A 21,681-nucleotide genomic window follows, 5' to 3' on the forward strand; every position below is an offset into this window, starting at 1 on the left:
GCCAACGGCCAGATCACGGTCGACCGGCAGATGCGGTCGATCTCGCACGCGGATGTCTACGTTGCCGGTGACAGCGCCTTCGTCATCGGCGAGAACGGTCGGCCGTTGCCGATGTCGTGTGCTTCCGCGGGATTCACCAGCATGCAGGCGACGGCCGCGATCATCGGAGACCTGACCGGGCGCAAGATCTCGACGACCTCGCTGTCGTATGTCGGCAACCACATCAGCCTCGGCCGCAAGGACGCGATCTTCCAGCTGGTCGACGGTGACGCGCGATCGAAGTCGTGGGCCCTGTGTGGCCGGACGGCCGCGCGCGTCAAGAAGGCAATCCTGGACACTTCCGCTTGGAGCCTGAGCCACCCGACCTTCGGAATGCCGAGTCACAGGTACCGCTTGGCCAGCACCGGAGAGCACTCGGCCGCCGTGGTCGCCGCATAGAGTCGCGCTCATGGACACTGCCACCGTGGCGCGTTTCGAGGCCAGCCGGAATCGACTGGCCTCGCTCGCCTACCGTCTGCTCGGCTCGGCCGCCGACGCCGAGGACACGGTGCAGGACGCGTTCCTGCGGTGGCAGGCCGCCGACCGGGAGTACGTCGAACTGCCGGAGGCATGGCTGACCAAGATCGTCACCAATCTGGCGCTCGACCGGCTCCGCTCGGCGAAGGTGCGGCGCGAACGCGCGGTCGGCGCCTGGCTGCCCGAACCGCTGCTCGACGGCGACCCGATGCTCGGCCCGGCCGACACCGTCGAGCAGCGCGAATCGGTGACCATGGCGGTGCTGACGCTCATGGAGCGTCTGTCGCCGGTCGAACGAGCCGCTTATGTGCTGCACGAGGCCTTTGCGTACAGCCACGCCGAGATAGCCGAGATTCTCGGCATCACCGAGTCCGGGAGTCAGCAACACGTCCACCGAGCACGGCGTCGAATCGCCGCCGCCAGCAGCGGCAATGACATCGACCGTGCCTCCGCGCGTCGAATCGTCGAGGCGTTCGTCGACGCCGCCTCCTCGGGCCGGACCGAACGGCTGGTGGCGCTGCTGACCGATGACGCGACCGGCATTTCCGACGGCGCCGGGCTGGGGCCCGCCAAGAAGCTGATCCGGTACTCGACCCCCGAGCGGATCGCGAGCGCCGTGCGGACCGGCTTCAAACCATCTCCGGCGAAGCGAAGACTCGCCGGTGGCTCGCCCTCGATCCATGCCGTCGTGGTCAACGGCTGCCCAGCCATGCTCGCCACGCTCGACGAGCGGGTCCTGGGCGTCGTGATCCTGGAGATCCGCGACGACAAGATCGCAGACGTGCGCGGCATCGCCTCCCCGGACCGGCTGGGTCGCCTCAACGAGGAATGGCGGCGGCGCGAGCATGACGTCCCACTCATCGAATCGTGGTAACCGGCTGTCCGACAGTCGATCTCACGTTCGTCCGTTGATTCCGGTTCGCGCCAGCTTCACTGAGCCGGGACAGGTCGGGTCAGCGGGCGGGGACGACATCGGTTCGATCGAGTACGTCCTGTGGTATCTCGATGCCCGGTTCCAGATCGCCCGAGGAGATCGGGGCGTCCCAGACTTGACGCAAGGGCAGGACGCCTGCCCAGACGCCGCCGGTTTCGATATCGGCGACATCGTCTTTGGGGCCGCCGGTTCGGACCTTCACCGATGCTTCGGTCAGGTCGAGGGCCAAGACCATGGTGGCGGCCATTTCCTTTTTGTTCGGCTGCCGCACACGACCCCACGCACCCGGGGCGGAGTGTTCGACGATGACCCGCAGCGCGCGCATGCGGTCATCGGGATCGGTGAGTTCGATGGCACGGCCGCGCACTACGGCCGAGCGGAAGTTGGCGGAGAAGTGCATGGCCGAGCGGGCGTAGACGATGCCGTCGACCAGGGTGACGGCGATGGAGATATCGCCGGTCAGTGCTGCCCGCAGGTTTCCGGCTCCGGTCGAGCCGTGCAGGTACAGCATGTCGCCTTCGCGGCCGTAGACGGTCGGGAGCACCACCGGACTGTCGCCGAGCAGCACGCCGAGGTGGCAGACCAGGCCCGCGTCGAGGACCGCATCGAGTTCGGCCCGATCGGTCCGGCCACGCTCCTTGGAACGTGTCAAGGTGGTACGTGGGGTAGGCGAAAGCGGCGGCCGAGAGTTCGTCATACCTCTAGCGTGGAGCCGGAAGTGGCATTCTGAAATAGCCAATTCATAGAAATTCGAACAGTCCAATTCGGGAGGTGCGCGATGCTGGAGGAACTTCCGCTCGTCCTCGACCGCGAGGCTGAGCAGCCTTTATCGGTTCAGGTCGCGGAAGGGCTGCGCGCCGCGGCGAGCAACGGACTCCTGCGCGCGGACGATCGACTCCCCTCGTCGCGAGCGCTGGCCCAGCGCCTCGGCGTGAGCCGCACGGTGGTCGCCGCGGCCTATGACCAACTGCACGCCGAGGGCTGGATCGCGGGCCGCCGCGGCTCGGGCACCTACCTGACCACCGCCCCCGCCGAACCGCCCGCACGACCGAGCGCACACGGCACCGCCGAGCACGCGCCCGACCTGCTCGATCTCGGCCCCGGCGCGCCCTGCGTCGAGGCCCTCGACCAGGCAGCCTGGCGACGTGCCTGGCGCGCGGCCGCCGACGACTCCCCCATCATCCGCAAGAATCGCGGCGGCGAACCGGAATATCGCGCCGCGGTCGCCGAACACCTGCTGCGCCACCGTGGCCTCGGTGCGGGCAGTAAGTCCGTGGTGCTCGCGACAGCCGGAACCAGTTCGGCCGTAGGCGAACTCGCGGCCGCCCTCATGCGCCCCGGCGATGCCATTGCCATGGAAGATCCGGGCTATCAACGTGCCGCGGGCGCGTTCGTCGCGGCCGGGGTCCGGGTACTACCGGTGCCGCTCGATGCCGACGGCCTGCGAGTCGACCGACTGCCCGACCGCATCAAGGCCGTGTATTGCACTCCGGCACATCAATTTCCACTCGGCACGCGCATGCAAGCGGCTCGGCGCGTACAACTTGTCGAATTCGCCAGGCGCGCTGGTCTACCCATAATCGAGGACGACTACGACGGCGAATTGCGTTATGACACTGCTCCTTTGCCGCTACTCGCCGCTATGGCGCCGGACGTTGTCGTCCATCTCGGCACCACGAGCAAGATCCTCTCGCCGACCTTGGGTGTCGGCTGGCTCGTTGCCGCCCCCGATATCACCGAAGCCGTTGTCGCGCATCGCGAACGAACCGGTACCGGGCCGAGCCCCGCGGGCCAGCGAGTACTCGCCGCATTCGCCGAGCACGGCGATCTCGCGAGACACCTGCGCCGACTGCGCCGCGCGGTACCCCCACGCCGCGCCCTGGTCGTGGACGAGCTGCGCCGCCGCGGACTCGAAGTACTCGGCGACGATGCCGGTTCACACGTGGTGGTGCCATTGGTTTCGGCCGAAGCCGAACAGCGTGCGATGGCAGCGGGCCGAGCGCGCGGTGTGGCACTGGACGGACTGTCCCGCCATCACCTTGTGGCACAACAACATCCACTCGCCGCGGCCGTTGGACCGCACACCTTCGGCATCGCCCTCGGCTACACAGCATTGAGCTGGACCGAGCTGCGTACCGCGATTCCGATTGCCGGAGAATGCCTTACCCAGCCCTAGCGCCCTCTCCCAGAGTTGGCCAAATTGCTGCGCCACCCACTCCGGCTGCTCGGCGAGCGTAGTGATGTGGCGGTCGAATGCGGCGTGGGCGACCACCATTCGACTGCGTTCAACGGAGCTCCGGCTCCTCGGTGCGTAAGAACAGCTTGGGCGCGGCTACTTTTCCCCATGGTCGTCGGGGCCATCCGTCTTTGTCGATCGTGAGGCCGGAAGGTTCGCCATATCAGCAGAACGGCCCAGTACTCCTCGCGGACCGCGTCCCACAAATCGGCGTGCTGGGGCAGCAACTCCCGGGCGTCGACCAGATCGGGATCGGCGTCGAACATGATCGTTCCCGGCTGCGCGCCGGGCAGCGGCGTCCGCGACGGCATGCGATACGCGGTGAACGCCTCGCCGGTGAGCTGAACACGCAGTATGCGGGCCGCACGATCGACCAGCTGCCACACCGCGACCTTCCCCGCAGGAATCTGCTTGGTACGCAACAGATTCGGGTTCATCGCCGCCTCACACCCGACGTCGCTGCGCTACTGGACTATTCGGGAACTGCCTACATCAGGAGAGCTTCGAGATAGCGCTCGATCGCCTCGGTCGGCACATCGCAGCAGACCGCGAGCTGTGGGCGCGTCCGTGTGCGCCGGAACAGGCAGTCGCTCATCATGCGAGACCTCGCCCCGCTGAGGGTCGATCTGGTGCTCGATGAAGCGGTCCTTCGGCGGGTTGTCGGCGGCAAGAAGGTAATGTCCGCACAGCTCCGCCACCTGGCGGACCTTCGACCTAACGTGCCCCCTTCCGCGCGTGGCTTTCCGCTCGGCATATCGACAGGGCCGTTTCCGATCGTGGACTTCGCAGCCGATGATCGGGGGCATCCGCTAGAACCTCCGGTCGTCGTTGTCGAAAGTTACACCGGGGACATCTATCTCGAGCGCCCCAAGTCTGTGCGGCGGTATCGGTCTGCATTCGACGTGATCCAGCGGGTAGCGTTGGACGTGCCAGACAGCAAGCGCCAGTTGCGGCAGGCAGCGGAGGAGTACGCACCGTGAGTAATGACCTGTCCGGAGCGCTCTGGTTCAAGAGCACCTATAGCGCGGGAGGAAGCGACTGCGTCGAAGTCGCGCATCTCGACGGCGGGTTGGTCGGGGTCCGCGACTCCAAGAACCCAGCTGGCCCCGCACTCGTCTTCACCCCCGGCGAATGGGACGCCTTCACCGCTGGCGTGTCCGACGGCGGATTCGACCGCGCGTAGTCCCCGCGAGAACTTTTCGATCGCGCGTAGTCCCGCGAGAAAAGCATCAGGCCCGGTCCGAACGATTCGGATCGGGCCATTTTCGTGCACGCGGAACCAGCCGCTACGGCGCCGATCAGCACCGGGCCGATTCCCGAAGGACCGTGACCCAGCCGACGCGGTCGTAGCATGGTCCCCATGACCGAACAGGACATCCTGGCGCGTATCAAAAATCTGGTCGATCGCGAGCATGATTTGCGGTCCAGGGCGACGGCGGGTGCGGTCGATCCGGTAACCGAGCGGCAGCAGCTCGCCGCACTCGAAGTAATGCTCGATCAGGCGTGGGATCTGCTGCGGCAGCGCCGGGCGCGCATCGACGCCGGGGCCACGCCCGAGGAGGCGCAGGAGAACCCGGCCCGTCAGGTCGAGGGTTACCTCCAGTGACCTCCGATTCCGCCGCCGAATACGACGTCATCGTGATCGGTGGTGGGCCCGCGGGCGAGAACGCCGCCGCCTACGCCATCGCGGGCAGCGAGCGCACCGCCGTGATCGTGGAACGGGAACTGGTCGGCGGTGAATGTTCGTATTGGGCATGTATGCCCAGTAAGGCGCTGCTGCGACCGGCCCACGTGTTGTCCGGCGCCAAGGCAATGGCCGGAATCACCGCGAGCGGGCTCGATGTCGACGCGGTCTTGAAGCGGCGCGATACCTTCACGCACAAGCACGACGACAGCTCGCAGGTCGACTGGGCCAACGACAATCGCATCGAGGTGATCCGCGGCACGGGACGGCTCGCGGGCGAGCGATTGGTCGAGGTCGGCGGCCGACAGCTGCGCGCCCGGCACGCGGTGGTGCTGGCCACCGGCACCAAGGCCGCGGTTCCCGATGTGCCCGGATTGCGCGATGCGCTGCCGTGGATTTCCCGCGATGCGACCAATCTGCACGAGGTTCCGCGCCGGGTGGTGATCATCGGCGGTGGTGTGGTCGCGTGTGAGGCGGCAACCTGGCTCGCCGCGCTGGGCGCGAGTGAGGTCACCATGCTTGTCCGCGGCGATGCGTTGCTGGGCAATGCCGAACCGTTCGCGGGGGAACGCGTTGCTGCGGCGCTGTCCGATGCCGGTGTTCGGGTTCTGTTCGGCACCCAACCCACACGGGTGGTGCGCGCCGATGCGAAGGACTCCGGCGAGGGCTGGATCCACGGCGGTGTGGTGACCGTCGAGATCGGCGATGACGAGATCGAGGCCGACGAGATCTTGGTCGCCGCCGGGCGCGGACCGGCGACGGCGGAACTCGGCCTCGGCTCGGTCGGGCTGCCGGACGGCTATGTCGAGGTGGACGACCGGTTGACGGTGCGCGGCGTCGACGGCGACTGGCTTTATGCGGTCGGCGACGTGAATCACCGTGCGGCGCTTACACATATGGGGAAGTACCACGCCAGGGTGTGCGGTGATGTCATCGCCGCACGGGCCGAGGGGCGCGCGCTGACGGATGCGCGATACGCGGCGACGGCCGACCACGGGCAGGTGCCGCAGGTGGTATTCACCGCACCGGAGGTCGCGTCCGTCGGGCAGATCGAGGCGGCGGCGCGTAAAGCGGGCTATGCGGTGGAAATCGTAGAGCTCGATATCGCGGTCGCCGGATCGGCGCTGGCCCGTGACGATTACGCGGGGCGGGCGAAGATCGTCATCGATACCGCGACCGACACGCTGCTCGGGGCCACTTTCGTCGGACCGGAGGTCGGCGAGTTGATCCACGCGGCGACCGTTGCCGTGGTCGGCAAGGTGCCGCTCGCGACGTTATGGCACGCAGTGCCAGCCTATCCGACGGTGAGCGAGCTCTGGTTGCGTCTGTTGGAGGCCCGCCGCTCGTAGTTACCATCGGAAAGATGTCCGATATCACGACCGCCGACGGAGTTGTCCGCGGTTACCGCGGCCGTCGCGTCCTGCGTTGGCGCTCCCTGCCCTATGCCGCCCCTCCGGTCGGCGACCTGCGATTTCGCGCACCGCAGCCGGTGACGCCATGGACCGGTGTCCGCGAGGCCACCGCATTCGGGTTCGCCGCGATGCAGCATCGGTCCGGTGCGAGGATCGGGCCGCGCCGGTATCAGCCGACCAGTGAAGATGCTCTGACACTCAATGTCGTCGCGCCGATCGAACCATCGTCGACACCCCGGCCGGTCATGGTGTTCATTCACGGCGGCGGGTATCTGATCGGCACCTCGGCGCTCGGTCTGTATTCCGGTGCGCGACTGGTGGTCGGCGGCGATGTGATCGTGGTGTCGCTGAACTACCGGCTCGGTGCGTTCGGTTACGTCGATTTCGGCGAATTCAGCACGTCCGAGCGAGCTTTCGACAGCAACCTCGGACTGCGCGATCAGGTCGCGGCGTTGGCGTGGGTGCAGCGCAATATCGCAGCGTTCGGCGGAGATCCCGGCAATGTCACCATTTTCGGCGAATCCGCGGGTGCCCATGCGGTGCTCTCCCTGCTGGCCACACCGGCCGCCAAGGGACTGTTCCATCGCGGCATCGCACAAAGTCCGCCCGCCGATTGGGGTATGAGCGCAGAGGATGGGCGCGCGTTCGCCCGACGATGTATAGACGCGCTCGGAGCCACACCCGATACCGCAGCCGAAGCACTGATCACCGCCGGTGCCAACGATATTCGGCGCGCGGTCGACAAGACCAGCGACAAGGTACTGCGGGAGCGGCCCGGGCTGTTTCCGATCGCGCCGGTCGTGGACGGCGAATATCTGCCGCAGTCCCCGATCGATGCGATTACCGGCGGTGCCGCACATCAGGTTCCGCTCATCATCGGTACCAATCGCGATGAGGGCACATTGTTCGCGCGGTTCGGCGATGAACTGCCGACCACCCCGGATCGCCTGCATTCCTTGCTCACCCGTGCCGGTGGCGCGGAACTCGAATCCCGCGTTATCGCAGTCTATCCCGGCTATCCGGATGCGAAGGCCGCCGTTCGTGCCGGTGGAGACTATGTGTTCTGGCGACCTTCGGTGACCGTGGCGGCGGGTCACAGTCGCTACGCACCGACCTATTCCTACCGTTACGATTTCGCTCCGCGCACACTGCGCCTCGCGAGGATCGGCGCGACCCATGCCACGGAGCTGATCCCGGTCTTCGGTGCCGCCAATTCGCCGATCGGCCGCGCCTTCACGGCAGCGGGCGGGCGGCGGGGGATGCTGTCGGTCACTCGGCAGTTCCAGGACAATTGGCTCGCATTCGCGCGGACCGGGCGGCCACTCCCCTCCTGGCCCGCCTATACCGAAGACCGGCGGACAACGCTGATCATCGATGAGATCACCCGGTTGGAGAATGATCCGGACAAGGCCAAACGTATTGCCTGGCAAGGCATCCGGGTGCCCACGTTGATCTGACCTACTTCAGCAGGCGCGACATGCGACGGTCCGCGAGTACCTTGCCGCCGGTCTGGCAGGTCGGGCAGTACTGGAAGGAACGCTCGGCGTAGGAGACCTCACGGACGGTGTCGCCGCACACCGGGCAGGGCAGGCCGGTGCGGGCGTGTACCCGCATGCCGGAACGCTTTTCGCCCTTGAGGCGGGCGGCGTCCTGGCCGACCGAGCGCTGCACGGCGTCGGCGAGCACCGAACGCATGGCCTCGTAGAGCACCGAAATGGTCTCCGCCGACATGGTTTTGGTGTTGGCGAAAGGTGAGATCTCGGCGGTGTGCAGAATCTCGTCGGAGTAGGCATTACCGATTCCGGCGAGCAGGGTCTGGTCGACGATCGCGGTCTTGATGCGTTGCGATGCGCCGTGCAGGATCTCGCCGAATTGCTCCTCGGTCACCTCGAGTGCGTCCGGGCCGAGGCGCGAGATGCCGGGCACGAGTTTCGGATCGTCGACGATGTACACCGCGAGGCGTTTCTTGGTGCCCGCCTCGGTCAGGTCGAATGCGGGCGTCATGCCCTCCTGGGTGAAGAAGTGCACCCGTAGCGCGAGCGGGCTCTTGCCGCCCGGTTTGGGTGGCGTCTGGCTCGGCTCATCGATCCATCGCAACCATCCGCCGCGCGACAGATGGGTGATCAACCAGAGCCCGTCGCACTCCATCCCGAGAAACTTCCCCCACCGGCCCGCCCCGGACACATCGCGCCCGGACAGCGCCGTAACCGGCGGATCGAACGTCTTGACCGCACTCAAGGCCGCCACATCGACACGCCCCACCACAGCGCCGACCGCGTGCTCCCGCAGGAACTGCGCCAACGCCTCCACTTCCGGTAGCTCAGGCACGCCCCTCACGCTACCCGGCCCCACCGACACGGACAGATCAAGATCAGGTGGATATGGTGGCGGGGGCTTCTCGGGCGATGCCGCCATGGATTCCACCTGATCTTGATCGCCGGGCGGGCGTTAGGTGGCGGGGGTGAAGTGGGGGCGGTGGTTGTCGGCCCAGGTGTGGAAGGTTTGGGGTGGGGTTCTGGTGATTTGCTCGACGGTGGGGTGTATGGCGGAGGTGAAGGCTTCTAGGGCGGTGGCGCGTAGGGCCATGATCGCGTCGGCCATTTCGTCGGGGACGCCGTGGTCGATGATCGACTGGCGGGCGGTGGCGGGTTCCACTTCGACGTAGCGCAACGGGCGGCCCAGTACGTCGGCGAGGATTTCGGTCTGCTCGCCGGGGGACAGCGGCTGCGGGCCGCTCAGGGTGTAGATCTCGCCCTCGTGGCCGTCGGTGGTGAGTGCCGCAGCGGCGACGGCGGCGATGTCGTGCGGGTCGACGACCGCGATGCGGCCCTGGCCGAACGGGGCGTAGACCGCGCCGTGATCGCGAATCGAACCGGCCCAGTGCAGCGCGTTGGCCATGAATCCCAAGGGGCGCACCATGGTCCACGGGACTCCACTGTCGCGGACCGCCTGTTCTCCGGCGCGGTGCCAGGTGGGAATCGGATCGGTCGCGGTGTCGTCACCGGTACGGCCGGATGACAACTTGACGATGTGCCGAACGCCCGCACGGGCTGCGGCTTGCGCGAGATTCGCATCGTGCGTGGGGATTTCGGGGCCGCTGGACAACAGGAACACCCGATCGACACCACGCAACGCCTCGGTGAGGCTGTCGGGATCGCCCAGGTCCGCGCGTACCACCTCGATGCCGTCGGGCAGTCCGGCGAGTTCGGGCCGCCGGGTCACCGCCCGCATCGGAACATCCTGCGCAAGCAACTGGCCGACCAACTCACGGCCTACGGTTCCGGTCGCTCCAGTCACCAGAATCATCGACTTCTCCTTCGTCTGCCGGGCCGAGCGGCCCGAGGCGAAGTCCACCTTCGGCAGACGCGCCGAAATTCACCATCAACCAACGAAGATCAACAGATACTTTCCATATCAAGCGCAAATATGAAAGATATTTCCATGCTCGACGACGTAGACCGCGGCCTGATCCACGCCCTGCACATCGACGGCCGCGCACCGTTCAGCAAGATCGCGGCGGTCTTGGGCGTCTCTACCCAGACCGTCACCCGCCGCTACCAACGCCTGCGCGTCACGGCCGGACTGCGCGTGGTCGGCCTCGCGGATCCGAGCCACGCCGCACACACCCAGTGGTTGGTGCGCCTCACCACCACGACGGCCACCGGCCAGAACCTCGCGAATTCGCTGGCGCGCCGCCCCGACACGTCATGGGTCAAACTCATCTCCGGTGGCACGGAAATCCTTCTGGTAGTCAATATTCCGCGCGGTGAGGGCGCCCGCTCGATACTGCTGCGGGACCTCCCCCGAGCCGCAGGCATTACCGCCGTCTCCGCGCACTACGTTCTGCACACCTACCTCGGCGGACCGACCGCATGGCGCGGCCATGTCACCGCACTGACCGAACAGCAACGAAAACAATTGGCGCCGAACCGATCCGGGCCCACACCCCGGCGCGGCCTCGCGGACTCCGATGCCGCGCTTCTGAACGCCCTGCAACAAGACGGCCGAGCGACCTTGGCCAACCTCGCCACGGCGACGGGCTGGTCCCAAGCCACCGTCACCCGTCGGCTCACGGAACTACAAGCGGCACAGGCGATCTTCTTCAATGTCGAACTCGACGATGCTCGCTTCGGCGCCACCACCCAAGCGCTGCTGTGGATGTCGGTGGCACCGTCGCAGCTCGATCGCGTCGCAACCGCACTGGCCGAGCACGAAGAATTGGCCTTCGTCGCCGCCACCACCGGTCCGACAAACCTTGTCGCGCAAGCCATGTGCTCGGACCCCGAGGCTTTACACCACTACCTCACCCAGCGCCTCGGCGCATTCGAGGCCATTCATACGTTGGAGACCACACCCGTCCTCGCCACCGTGAAGGCCGTCTCGCATCAGGAGCCCGGACGCAGGAGGTAGACGTCCATGATCCAACCCTTTTCGGCACGTAACCGAGTGCGCCGCTCGACGATCTCCTGCTCGACCGCACGCAGCGGTCCTTCGATCAGCGTCTCGTCGGGCATCCCCAGATACGCGCCCCACCAGATGTGCACGTCGTCGCCGGGCACCTCCGTGAACGAACAGTCACCGTCCAGCATCACCACGGTCGAGCCGCTGAGTCCGTCCTCGCGCAACCGACGTCCAGTGGTGACGTGCACCGGCTCGCCGATGCGATGCAGCACCATCCGATGCCGAGCGGCCAAGGCCTGCACGCTGGTGATGCCGGGAACGACCTCGTAATCGAAGCTCTGGGCACCGCGATCCAGCACCCGCTCGATCATGCGCAGCGTGCTGTCGTAGAGCGAGGGATCGCCCCAGACGAGGATGCCGCCGACACCGTCGACCTGCGCGAACTCATGCTCCAGCAGCGCCGAACGGCGATCGTGCCAATCCTCGACAACGCCCTGATAGTCGGCGGGATCGCGATCACGCGGCGGATCGGCGATCTCCACGATGCGGTACGGGTGATCGAGGTGTTCGGTCAGGATCGAGGTGCGCACGTCGACCAGTTCCTGTTTCTCGGCCCCCTTGCCGATCACGAAGAACACCTCGACCTGCCGCATTGCCTTGATCGCCTGGACCGTCACCTGGTCCGGATCCCCGGCACCGATGCCGATCACGTAGAGCTTGCGCATGGCTCGAGCTTGCCAGGCACGACATGGGTAAGCTCGCCAGGCGTGGCCAACAATGCTGATACCCAGTACGAGGACCTGCTGCGCTCGGTCCTGGAGTCCGGCACCGCGAAGGCGGATCGCACCGGCACCGGCACCCGCAGCGTCTTCGGCCATCAGCTGCGCTACGACCTCGCCGCGGGCTTTCCGCTGATCACCACCAAAAAGGTGCATCTGAAGTCGATCGTCTACGAATTGCTGTGGTTCCTGCGCGGCGATTCGAATGTGGCCTGGCTGCACGAACACGGCGTCACCATCTGGGACGAGTGGGCGGATCGCCACGGCGAACTCGGCCCGGTCTACGGTGTGCAGTGGCGATCATGGCCCACCCCCAACGGCACCCATATCGACCAGATCGCCGAAGTGCTGCACACCCTGCGCACCAATCCGGATTCCCGGCGCATCATCGTCTCGGCCTGGAATGTGGCCGACCTCGACAAGATGGCATTGGCGCCGTGCCACGCGTTCTTCCAGTTCTATGTGGCCGACGGCAAGCTGTCCTGCCAGCTCTATCAGCGCAGCGCGGACCTTTTCCTCGGCGTGCCGTTCAATATCGCCAGTTATGCCCTGCTCACGCACATGGTCGCGCAACAGACCGAGCTGGAACCCGGTGAATTCATCTGGACCGGCGGCGATTGCCATATCTACGACAACCACGTCGAGCAGGTCACCGAGCAGCTGACCAGACAGCCCTACCCGTTCCCCACCTTGAACCTGCGGCCCGCGCCGACGCTGTTCGATTACGTCTACGAGGACGTGGAAGTGGTCGGTTACCAACACCATCCGGCGATCAAGGCGCCGGTTGCGGTATGAATGCGGCATCGCACAGCGATTCGATGGGGGGTTGTGGTCGGGCGAGAGGGCGCGACCGCACCATCGGTTTGATCTGGGCGCAGACTCCGGACGGGGTGATCGGCTTCGAGAACACCATCCCCTGGCGCGTGCCCGAGGATATGGCGAATTTCAAGGCCGTCACCATGGGGCATCCGGTCGTCATGGGTCGGCGCACCTGGGATTCCCTGCCGCCTCGATTCCGCCCGCTCGACGGTCGCCGCAATATCGTGGTGACCCGGCAGCCGGACTGGTCGGGCGCGGGTGCTGAACGCGCCGCATCGCTGTCCGAAGCTATGGCCGTGACCGCGCCGGAGGACGTCTGGATCATCGGCGGCGGCGAAATCTACCGAGCCGCCATGGATTTCGCGACCGACCTGCTCGTCACCGAGGTGGACACCGCCGTCGATGGCGACGCCTACGCACCCGCCATCGGCCCCGAATGGCACGCCGACGACACGGACCCGTGGCACGAATCGAAGACCGGCCTGCGCTTCCGGATTCGTCGCTACACCCGCAAGTAGTTCGACTTTCGAGCACCGATCGGCGGCGAACACGCCGCATACCGCCACGGCGACCAAACCGGACACACGTCACCCGCCATTCGGGCATACTCCTGGATATCAGCCCGTGTCACCAGCCCTGATCCGGCTGATTGCATCTGCGGAAGGTGGTCCATGGACAAGAAATCGCTGACTGCGGTCGCGCGCCAACAGCTCAAGTTGGCCAGCACCGCCACGAGCGGGCGCAGTTCGCAAACCATCTACGGCGGTCATGCCAATGCGCTGCGGCAGACCGTGGTCGGCCTGTCGGCAGGCCAGAGCCTGGCCGAACACGACAACGCGGGCGAATCCACGCTGCTGGTGCTCAGCGGCACACTGACCTTGATCAGCGGCACCAACGAGTGGAAGGGGTCGGCCGGAGACCTGCTGGTCGTGCCGAAGGCACGGCACAGCGTCAAGGCCGTGGACGATGTCGCGTTCCTGCTGACAGTCGCCAAGTAGGAGCCGACGGGGCCGCACTGCGTGGCCGGTTTGTCGGAGCCGCCCTCTAGGGTGGAGCGCATGGGTGAGCCGCAGCCGATCCTCGAACCGCTCACACCGGCCGCCATCTTCCTTGTCGCCACAATCGACGAGGGTGGCGAAGCGGCGGTGCGCGACCTGCTCGCCGATCTCCCCGGATTACGTCGTTCGGTCGGTTTCCGGCTGCCCGGCGCCGGGCTCACCTGCGTCGCATCGATCGGGTCCGACGCGTGGGATCGCCTCTTCACGGGCCCACGACCGGCCGAACTGCATGTGCTGCCCGAATTCGCGGGCGAGCACCACAGCGCGCCGACCACGCCGGGCGATCTGCTCTTCCACATCAAATCCGAATTCCAGGACGCCTGCTTCGAATTGGCGATGACGATCGGCGACCGGCTCGACGGCGCGGTCACCATCGTCGATCAGACTGTCGGGTTCCGGTATTTCGAGCAGCGCGATCTGCTCGGCTTCGTGGACGGCACGGAGAACCCGGAGGGCTCCGCGGCCTTCAGCGCGGCCTTCGTCGGCGATGAGGATCCGGACTTCACGGGCGGCAGTTATGTCATCGTGCAGAAGTACCTGCACCCCATGGCCGAGTGGCGGGCGCTGTCGATCGAGGAGCAGGAGCGGGTGATCGGACGCACCAAACTCGACGATTTCGAACTCTCCGATGCGGATAAGCCCGCGAATTCGCATGTCGCGGTGAACACCGTCACCGACGACGACGGCACCGAGCGAAAGATCCTGCGCGCCAATATGCCCTTCGGCAGCGTCAAGGACGGCGAATTCGGCACCTATTACGTCGCCTACGCGGCCACGCCGAGCATCACCGAAACCATGCTCACCCGGATGTTCATCGGAACCGAGGAGGCGGCCTATGACCGGATCCTGGACTTCTCCATCGCGGTGACCGGCACGCTGTTCTTCGCACCGCCCCTCGACTTCTTCGACGACCTCCCCGACGCACCCGAGGTCGCCGCGACAGCGCTCGCGGAATCTTTATCGCCGAATCGTGTTGGCAGTAACGGTTCTCTGGGTATCGGCACGTTGAAAAGGAGCATGCAATCATGAACAACCTCCATCGCGAACTCGCGCCGATCACCGCCGAGGCATGGACAGCCATCGAGCAAGAGGCGACGCGCACCTTCAAGCGTCATATCGCCGGTCGCCGGGTGGTCGACCTGTCCGGGCCGCACGGCACCGACTACTCCGCGGTCGGCCTCGGCCGCACCACCGTCATCACAGCACCGGATGAGGGGGTACAGGCCCGGCAGCGGGTGGTCGCGCCGCTGGTCGAATTGCGCGTGCCGTTCACGTTGTCGCGCGAAGAACTCGACGATGTCGAGCGTGGCGCGCAGGACACCGATCTGGATGCGGTGAAAGAGGCCGCGCGCAAGATCGCCTTCGCCGAGGACCGGGCCATCTTCGAGGGCTATCAGGCCGCGAATATCACCGGCATTCGGGCGAGTTCGTCCAATTCGCCGATTACGCTGCCCAGCGATCCGCGACTGGTGCCGGAGTCGGTCGCCCAGGCGTTGAGCGCGCTGCGGTTGGCAGGCGTCGACGGTCCGTATTCGGTGCTGTTGAGCGCGGATCTGTACACGGCGGTCAGCGAGACCTCCGATCACGGTCACCCGATCCGCACCCATATCGAACGCCTCATCCCGGAGGGCGAGATCATCTGGGCCCCGGCCATCGACGGTGCGTTCGTACTGACCACGCGCGGCGGCGATTTCGATCTGCAACTCGGCCAGGACCTGTCCATCGGCTACCAGACCCATGACGCGCAATCGGTGCAGCTCTACTTCCAGCAGAGTCTGCAGTTCCTCGTCTACACCGGCGAGGCGGCCGTCGCATTGGCGTCCTGATATCTGGGACCCGCCCGCATCGGGAAGCCAGCAGTAAACCGACCGGCTAGGTTGGGGTGCGGTATGCAGGAGGTCGAGATGACGATGGTGCGCGCGGGTGTGGTTCCGACCGGGCGGGCGATGCTGTACGGGATGTTCGGGATCGCGGCCACCGTGCTGGTCTGCGGTGCGATCGTGACCGGATTCGGGGTCAACCGGATCTTCACCGGTCTGCTGGCCGGTGCGGTCGCCGGAATCGCGCTGCTGGTCGCGCTGTTCGGGCGCGATGTCGTCGTGCTCACCGAAGGGGCGATCTACCAGCGCACACCGTGGCGGGAATCCAGTATCGACTGGGAGCGGGTGGTGGCCGGACGATTCGCGCTCGACGAGCGGGCCCGCTGGTCGCTGGCGCTGGATCTGATCGGCGGCGACGAGCGGCACGGCGAACTCGTGCTGCTGTCCATCCCGCCGGTGCGGCGGCCGGTCGCCGGGGCCTACGACATGCGCAAACGTGAGCAGGTCAACGAGATTCGGGCCATGTTGCGGCGCAAGCGCGTGCCGGTCACGGTACTGCCGGAGATCGCCGGTGCGCTGCAACAACATTGGCAGATCGCGCCGCCCACCCGCTGATAGCAGGGGTTCGCGGTGACCGAGACAGGGCGCGCCCAGGTCGTATACCTTGGCGGATGTGTCGATGATGAAGGGCGCCAACGTTGCGGTGCCGATGTCTTCAGTCCGCGTCGAGCTGGGGTGGCAGTCAGGTCCAGGGGTTCCGGATGCGGATGCGTCCGCGCTGTTACTCGTCTCCGGGAAGGTGCGGTCGGATAACGACTTCGTCTTCTACAATCAGCCGAATCATCCGTCCGGCGCGGTGCGACACGAAGGGAAGCGGCCGGGACCGACGGTCATCGACACGTTGTCGGTGAATCTGGCGCAGGTCGAAGCGCAGATCGACACGATTGTGATCGCGGCATCCGCGGATGGCGGCACATTCGGGCAGTTCCAAGGGCTTTATGTGCGGGTGCTCGATGCGGTGAGCGGTGCGGAGGCGGCGCGTTTCGACAGTACGGGGGCGAGCACCGAGACGGCGTTCGTGCTCGGGGAGTTGTATCGACGGCAAGGGGCGTGGAAGTTCCGGGCGGTTGGTCAGGGATATGCGACCGGGTTGGCCGGGCTGGCTACCGATTTCGGGATTTCGGTCGATGATCCGGGGGCTGGGCAGGCGCCTGCGGGTCAGGCGCATGGGCAATCGGCTTACCCGCCGCCTCCGACGCAGTCGTACACGCCACCGGCTACTGGTCAGCCGCAGTACTCGCCGCCGCCCGTGCAGCCACATACGCAGCACCAGTACCCGCCGCCCGCGGCACAGCAACACACGCCGCCGCCCGCGTCGCAGCAGTTCGGGATGCCGCCTACCCCGCAGTTCGGGGCGCCGCCCACGGCGCAGCAGTTCACGCCGCCGCCCCCGCAGCAGCAGCACGCGACACCTCCGCAGTATCCGCCCGCGGCACCGCCCGGGTTTCCGCCGAATCCGGGGCGGCCGTATCCGGCGAGCCCGACTTCGCAGCCCTACGCGCAGAACTCTTTTCCACCGAACCAAACGCCGCAGCCCTATGCGCCGCCTGACCAGCAACCGCAGACTTATGCGCCGCCGAACCAACCATCGCAGCCAATTCCACCACCGAGCGCGTCCAACCAATTCGCCCCGCCTGCTGCGGCTTCCGGCGCGCCGGTCGATCTCAGCAAGGTTTCGCTGACGAAGGACGCGCCGACGGTTTCGCTGACCAAGCACGGTGCGACCTCGGGCACCATGCGGGTCAACCTGAATTGGGTGACCGCGCAGACCGGCGGCGGTGGTCTGTTCGGCCGCAAGCGCGCCAACACCCTCGACCTCGATCTCTGCTGTTTCTTCGAACTGGCCGACGGCCGGATCGGATCCGTTCGCGCCCTGGACCGTTCGTTCGGCGCGCTGGATCGCCCGCCGTTCATCCGGCTCGACCAGGACGACCGGACCGGCAGCAGCACGACCGGTGAGAATCTCGATATCAATCTCGACCACACCGCGCAGTTCCGCCGGATTCTGGTCTTCGCCTCGATCTACGAGGGTGCGAACAACTTCCAGGGCGTGCAGTCCACCGCCACGCTGTATCCGCTGAACTCGCCGCCGATCGAAATGATCATCAGCGGCTGCCAGGACAACTCACGCGATGTGATCCTGGCGCATATCGAGAATGTCAACGGCGAGTTGATCGTTCGTCGAGACGGTACCTTCATCCGGCCGCCATCGGGACATCCGGGCGGCGGTGTGCGCGAAATCGCGCGCATGTATAACTGGGGCTTCGAGTTCAAAGCCACACGCGGTAAAGGCTAGGTCGTCCAAAACGATTGCGGGGGTATCTATGTCGATGATCAAGGGCGCCAATGTCGCGGTGCCGACGTCCACTGTTCAGGTCGAACTCGGCTGGCAGGCCAGTCCTGGTGTGCCCGATGCCGATGCGTCGGCGCTGCTGCTCGCCGGTGGCAAGGTGCGCTCGGACAACGACTTCGTCTTCTACAACCAGCCGGGCCATCCATCCGGCGCGGTGCGTTACGTGGGTAAGCAGCAAGGACCGACGGTGCTGGATGTGCTGTCGGTCGACCTGTCTCAGGTCGAAGCCGAGATCGAGACCGTCGTGATCGCGGCATCCGCCGACGGCGGAACCTTCGGGCAGTTCCAGGGTTTATGTGTGCGACTGGTGGATTCGGCGACCGGTGCCGAACTCGCACGCTTCGACAGCGTGGGCGCAACCACCGAAACCGCCTTCGTCCTCGGAGAACTGTATCGGCGACAGGGCAATTGGAAGTTCCGCGCAGTCGGCCAGGGATACGCCTCCGGATTGGCCGGACTGGCAACCGATTACGGAATCTCCGTCGACGAAGATCCGGTACCGCAACAGCCGATGCCGCTACAGCCGCAGCAGCCCGCACCAGCACAACAATTTGCACCGCCCCAGCAGCCCGTGCCCCCACGGCAATTCACGCCACCACAACAATTCGCCCAGCCGCAGCAGCCTGCACCACTGCAACAATTCGCGCCACCTCAACAGCCTGCGCCGTCGCATCAGTTCACGCAGCAGCAGCCCGCGCAGCCACAACAACCCACGCCGCCACAGCAATTCGCACAGCCGCAGCAGCAGATGCCGCCACAACACTTCACCCCGCCAGCGGCTCCGCCCTCAGCCCAGCAAGCACCGCCGGTCAACATGAGCAAGATCTCGCTGACCAAGGATGCCCCCGCCGTCTCGCTCACCAAGACCGGTGCCACACGCGGCATTATGCGGGTGAATCTGAACTGGTCCTCGCCTTCGGGTAAGGGCATCTTCGGTAAGCGGAAGACCGGGGATGCGCTCGACCTTGATCTTTGCTGCCTGTGGGAGCTGCAGGACGGGTCCAAGGGGACCATTCATGCGATCGGTAATTTCGGGTCGCTGCAGAATTCGCCCTACATCCTGCTCGATAAGGATGACCGCACCGGGGGCAGCGCGAGCGGTGAGAACCTCGATATCAATCTCGATCACACCGCCGACTTCCGCAGGATCCTGGTGTTCGCCTCGCTGTATGAGGGTGCGCCGGATTTCCGCGGTGTGCGGGCCACCGCGACGTTGTATCCGGTGGGGGCTCCACCGATCGAAATGAGCGTCGACGGTTGTACGAATGATTCACGGCGCATGGTGCTGGCGCTCATCGAGAACATCAATGGTGAGCTGGTGGTGCGGCGCGAGGGGGTATTCCTGCCGCGCCCGACCGATCCATCGATCTTCCTCAATCAGGGCGTCGATCTGGCCTACGGCTGGGGCATGGCGTGGGTTGCGGTCGACGGAAAGTCCTGACGTGCAGGCGGTTCACGCCAAACGCTGGAGGAGTTCGGTGGCATCGGCGCGGAGGCCGTCCAGATCGCCGCACCAGCCGAGCATGCGCATGATCGCGTCGGGAATGGTGCGTTCGGCGTGGGCGGGTGCGCTGCCCTCGTCCGAGCGGATGTTGATCACCGTCTCCACGAGCCGGAACGGCAGTGCCTCGGCCCCAGGCACACCTGCCTCGACAGCGACCGCCGCCGCCAAAGTTTCGTAGTGCCTGCGCAATTCGTCGCGACGCAGCCGAAAGGCGGCGAAGCGTTCGGTGCGCAATTCCGGAAGTAGGTAGAGCGCACCGAGATTCCAGTGCGACGCGCACAGTTGGCGCACGTCGAACCAGGCCAGCGCGTACAACCGGGTGTGCGCAGGCTCCGGCACCTCACGTATGCGTTCGGCGAGATCCAAGGGCCCTGCGATGGTTTCGGCGAGCAGTGCGTCGAGGATGTCGTCCTTGGCGCCGAAGTGGTGGTAGAGCGAGGCCTGCCGGATACCGACCGCATCCGCGACCGTCCGCGTCGAGGTATTGGCGTAGCCATTGGTGGTGAACAGTTCTCCGGCGGCGTCGAGGATCTCGTCGCGTGGCGTCCGACCGCGCCGGGGGCGCTGGTCGAGACGGGGACGGCCGGGACCGAGATTTGCCACGACGCCATTCTGACACCGCGCCCGATCCGGCCGACCGCCGCCATAGCGATCAGACCGGTCTGATGTTTCCAAGGCGATTGCCCAGATGTGAGGTTTCTGTCACTCGATAGAAATCCAGGCAACGCAGAAGTTACCGGCGTTCCCGGAAGCGATACACGAGGGACACCGAAAGCGCGATCGCGAACGCAAAACTGTCATGCGATAGGTATTGGCCGCTCGCGAAGGAACCCCCATGGCCACCAAAGTCGATTCCCCCGCCCCCGTCCTCCCACCGCCCGCCAACCAGGACAATGCCGACCTGGCCGGCTTCGGCTATCAGCCGGTACTCCACCGCAAACTCGGCCGCTATGCCTCATTCGCGGCCGGATTCTCCTTCGTCTCGATCCTCACCACGATCTTCCAGTTCTTCGGCTTCGGCTATTCGTTCGGCGGTGCCGCATTCTTCTGGACCTGGCCGATCGTGTTCGCCGGACAGTTCCTGGTCGCGCTGAACTTCGCCGAACTGGCTGCGCGCTACCCGATTTCGGGCTGTATCTACCAGTGGTCGCGTCGGCTCGGCGGCGAGGTCGTCGGCTGGTTCGCCGGGTGGATGATGGTCATCGCGCAGATCGTCACGGCCGCCGCCGCCGCGATCGCACTACAGGTGGTGCTGCCATCGATCTGGAGCGGATTCCAGATCGTCGGCGACGATACCGCGCTCACCTCGACCTCCGGCGCCACCAATGCGGTACTGCTCGGCAGCATCCTGCTGGTGCTCACCACGGTGATCAATGTGATCGGCATCGATCTGATGGCGCGGATCAATTCGATCGGCGTCACGGTGGAGATCATCGGCGTGCTGGCGATCATCGCACTGTTCTTCACCCACACCGAGCGCGGGCCGGGTGTGGTGCTGCAAACCGATCAGGCCGCACCCGGGCCGTATTGGGTGGCGTTCCTCGTCTCCGGCCTGATGGCCGCCTATGTGATGGTCGGATTCGATTCCGCCGGAGAGCTTTCCGAGGAGACCAAGAATCCGCGGCGAGTCGCGCCGCGCACGATTCTGACCGCGCTCTCGGTCTCCGCGCTCGGCGGTGGACTGCTGCTGCTCGGTGCATTGATGGCAGCGCCGAGTCTGGATGACGGTTCGTTGGGCACCGAGGGCCTGGCCTATGTGCTCACCTCGAAGCTGGACAGCCCGGCGGGCAAGGTGCTGCTCGGATGCGTCGCGGTGGCGATCACGGTGTGCACCTTGGCAATTCAGACCGCTGGCTCGCGGTTGATGTTCTCGATGGCACGAGACGGCAAGCTTCCCTTCGCCCGTCGCCTGGCCGTGGTGCATCCGCGCTTCGGTACGCCGGTACTGCCCGCGGTGATCATCGGCGTGCTCGGTATCGGGCTGCTGGTGCTCAATCTCGGCAATGCGGCGATCTTCGCCACCCTGGCCAGTGTCTGCATCGTGACGCTCTATCTGGCGTATCTGCTGGTCACCGTGCCGCTGCTGATGCGGCGGATCAAGGGTT

General features: G+C 66.0%; 23 protein-coding genes and 1 pseudogene. 18 read left to right on the plus strand and 6 right to left on the minus strand.

Going from position 1 to position 21,681, the window contains the following annotated elements; genetic code table 11:
* Nucleotides 1-438 (plus strand): annotated as a pseudogene (locus NP3_RS48850) (oxidoreductase); the annotation flags it as partial.
* 10 nt (nt 439-448) lie between these two features.
* On the plus strand, nt 449-1,390 hold the full coding sequence (locus tag NP3_RS01305) for a sigma-70 family RNA polymerase sigma factor (RefSeq protein WP_063036913.1): 942 nt from the start codon (nt 449-451) through the stop codon (nt 1,388-1,390).
* Nucleotides 1,391-1,469: 79 nt separating this feature from the next.
* On the opposite strand, the gene NP3_RS01310 is transcribed toward NP3_RS01305, so the two are convergent.
* Nucleotides 1,470-2,147, minus strand: a complete 678-nt coding sequence (locus tag NP3_RS01310) for a pyridoxamine 5'-phosphate oxidase family protein (RefSeq protein WP_063036915.1) — start codon at nt 2,145-2,147, stop codon at nt 1,470-1,472.
* Nucleotides 2,148-2,228: 81 nt separating this feature from the next.
* Here NP3_RS01310 and pdxR point away from each other — a divergent pair, with 81 nt between their 5' ends.
* A complete protein-coding gene (pdxR, locus tag NP3_RS01315; protein WP_063036917.1) occupies nt 2,229-3,626 on the plus strand; it encodes a MocR-like pyridoxine biosynthesis transcription factor PdxR in 1,398 nt (465 codons plus the stop codon).
* Here pdxR and NP3_RS01320 read toward each other — a convergent pair.
* A complete protein-coding gene (locus NP3_RS01320; protein WP_063036919.1) occupies nt 3,623-4,123 on the minus strand; it encodes a hypothetical protein in 501 nt (166 codons plus the stop codon). The two genes, pdxR and NP3_RS01320, sit on opposite strands and share 4 nt — an antisense overlap.
* A gap of 159 nt (nt 4,124-4,282) precedes the next feature.
* On the opposite strand from NP3_RS01320, the gene NP3_RS01325 reads away from it, so the two are divergent.
* From NP3_RS01325 to NP3_RS01345, 5 genes are all read left to right on the plus strand, one after another.
* Nucleotides 4,283-4,666, plus strand: coding sequence for a Scr1 family TA system antitoxin-like transcriptional regulator (locus NP3_RS01325; RefSeq protein ID WP_063036921.1), 384 nt, complete (start codon nt 4,283-4,285; stop codon nt 4,664-4,666).
* Complete coding sequence (locus NP3_RS01330) at nt 4,663-4,869, plus strand: DUF397 domain-containing protein (RefSeq protein ID WP_063036923.1); 207 nt, start codon at nt 4,663-4,665, stop codon at nt 4,867-4,869. The genes NP3_RS01325 and NP3_RS01330 overlap by 4 nt, the downstream gene beginning before the upstream one ends.
* A gap of 177 nt (nt 4,870-5,046) precedes the next feature.
* A complete protein-coding gene (locus NP3_RS01335; RefSeq protein WP_063036928.1) occupies nt 5,047-5,292 on the plus strand; it encodes a DUF2630 family protein in 246 nt (81 codons plus the stop codon).
* On the plus strand, nt 5,289-6,719 hold the full coding sequence (locus tag NP3_RS01340) for a dihydrolipoyl dehydrogenase family protein (protein WP_063036931.1): 1,431 nt from the start codon (nt 5,289-5,291) through the stop codon (nt 6,717-6,719). The genes NP3_RS01335 and NP3_RS01340 overlap by 4 nt, the downstream gene beginning before the upstream one ends.
* A 14-nt stretch (nt 6,720-6,733) precedes the next feature.
* Nucleotides 6,734-8,239, plus strand: a complete 1,506-nt coding sequence (locus tag NP3_RS01345) for a carboxylesterase/lipase family protein (protein WP_063036933.1) — start codon at nt 6,734-6,736, stop codon at nt 8,237-8,239.
* A gap of 1 nt (nt 8,240) precedes the next feature.
* Here the strand turns inward: NP3_RS01345 and NP3_RS01350 are convergent, their stop codons facing one another.
* Nucleotides 8,241-9,110 (minus strand): Fpg/Nei family DNA glycosylase, encoded by an 870-nt coding sequence (locus NP3_RS01350; protein WP_063036935.1) that lies wholly within the window; start codon nt 9,108-9,110, stop codon nt 8,241-8,243.
* Nucleotides 9,111-9,230: 120 nt separating this feature from the next.
* The gene (locus NP3_RS01355; RefSeq protein WP_063036951.1) at nt 9,231-10,088 is read right to left on the minus strand and encodes an NAD(P)H-binding protein; all 858 of its coding nucleotides are present in this window, start codon (nt 10,086-10,088) and stop codon (nt 9,231-9,233) included.
* 120 nt (nt 10,089-10,208) lie between these two features.
* On the opposite strand from NP3_RS01355, the gene NP3_RS01360 reads away from it, so the two are divergent.
* Complete coding sequence (locus NP3_RS01360) at nt 10,209-11,192, plus strand: Lrp/AsnC family transcriptional regulator (RefSeq protein WP_245720754.1); 984 nt, start codon at nt 10,209-10,211, stop codon at nt 11,190-11,192.
* Here NP3_RS01360 and cobF read toward each other — a convergent pair.
* The gene (gene cobF, locus NP3_RS01365; protein ID WP_063036937.1) at nt 11,168-11,908 is read right to left on the minus strand and encodes a precorrin-6A synthase (deacetylating); all 741 of its coding nucleotides are present in this window, start codon (nt 11,906-11,908) and stop codon (nt 11,168-11,170) included. The genes NP3_RS01360 and cobF overlap by 25 nt on opposite strands.
* Nucleotides 11,909-11,950: 42 nt before the next feature.
* Here cobF and NP3_RS01370 point away from each other — a divergent pair, with 42 nt between their 5' ends.
* The 8 genes from NP3_RS01370 to NP3_RS01405 all read left to right on the plus strand — a co-directional run bounded on the left by NP3_RS01370 (nt 11,951) and on the right by NP3_RS01405 (nt 19,513).
* Nucleotides 11,951-12,757 carry a thymidylate synthase gene (locus NP3_RS01370; RefSeq protein ID WP_063036939.1) on the plus strand — a complete coding sequence of 269 codons (807 nt, stop codon included), beginning with the start codon at nt 11,951-11,953 and terminating at the stop codon, nt 12,755-12,757.
* Nucleotides 12,758-12,780: 23 nt separating this feature from the next.
* Nucleotides 12,781-13,299 (plus strand): dihydrofolate reductase, encoded by a 519-nt coding sequence (locus NP3_RS01375; RefSeq protein WP_063036955.1) that lies wholly within the window; start codon nt 12,781-12,783, stop codon nt 13,297-13,299.
* Between the two features lie 153 nt (nt 13,300-13,452).
* Nucleotides 13,453-13,779 (plus strand): cupin domain-containing protein, encoded by a 327-nt coding sequence (locus NP3_RS01380; RefSeq protein WP_040695490.1) that lies wholly within the window; start codon nt 13,453-13,455, stop codon nt 13,777-13,779.
* 60 nt (nt 13,780-13,839) lie between these two features.
* Nucleotides 13,840-14,868 (plus strand): Dyp-type peroxidase, encoded by a 1,029-nt coding sequence (locus NP3_RS01385; RefSeq protein WP_063036941.1) that lies wholly within the window; start codon nt 13,840-13,842, stop codon nt 14,866-14,868.
* A complete protein-coding gene (locus NP3_RS01390; protein ID WP_063036943.1) occupies nt 14,865-15,665 on the plus strand; it encodes a family 1 encapsulin nanocompartment shell protein in 801 nt (266 codons plus the stop codon). The genes NP3_RS01385 and NP3_RS01390 overlap by 4 nt, the downstream gene beginning before the upstream one ends.
* Nucleotides 15,666-15,743: 78 nt before the next feature.
* Nucleotides 15,744-16,274, plus strand: a complete 531-nt coding sequence (locus NP3_RS01395; RefSeq protein WP_063036957.1) for a hypothetical protein — start codon at nt 15,744-15,746, stop codon at nt 16,272-16,274.
* Between the two features lie 64 nt (nt 16,275-16,338).
* On the plus strand, nt 16,339-18,015 hold the full coding sequence (locus NP3_RS01400; protein WP_063036959.1) for a TerD family protein: 1,677 nt from the start codon (nt 16,339-16,341) through the stop codon (nt 18,013-18,015).
* 28 nt (nt 18,016-18,043) lie between these two features.
* Nucleotides 18,044-19,513: a TerD family protein gene (locus NP3_RS01405; RefSeq protein ID WP_063036945.1), complete on the plus strand. Its 1,470-nt coding sequence runs from the start codon at nt 18,044-18,046 to the stop codon at nt 19,511-19,513.
* A 12-nt stretch (nt 19,514-19,525) separates the two neighbouring features.
* On the opposite strand, the gene NP3_RS01410 is transcribed toward NP3_RS01405, so the two are convergent.
* A complete protein-coding gene (locus NP3_RS01410; RefSeq protein WP_063036947.1) occupies nt 19,526-20,179 on the minus strand; it encodes a TetR/AcrR family transcriptional regulator in 654 nt (217 codons plus the stop codon).
* Nucleotides 20,180-20,411: 232 nt separating this feature from the next.
* Between NP3_RS01410 and NP3_RS01415 the strand changes: the two genes are divergently transcribed.
* Nucleotides 20,412-21,681: amino acid permease (locus NP3_RS01415; RefSeq protein ID WP_063036949.1), on the plus strand; the 1,270-nt coding region annotated here is incomplete at its 3' end.

The organism is Nocardia pseudovaccinii NBRC 100343, assembly GCF_001613225.1.
Classification (GTDB): Bacteria; Actinomycetota; Actinomycetes; order Mycobacteriales; family Mycobacteriaceae; genus Nocardia; species Nocardia pseudovaccinii.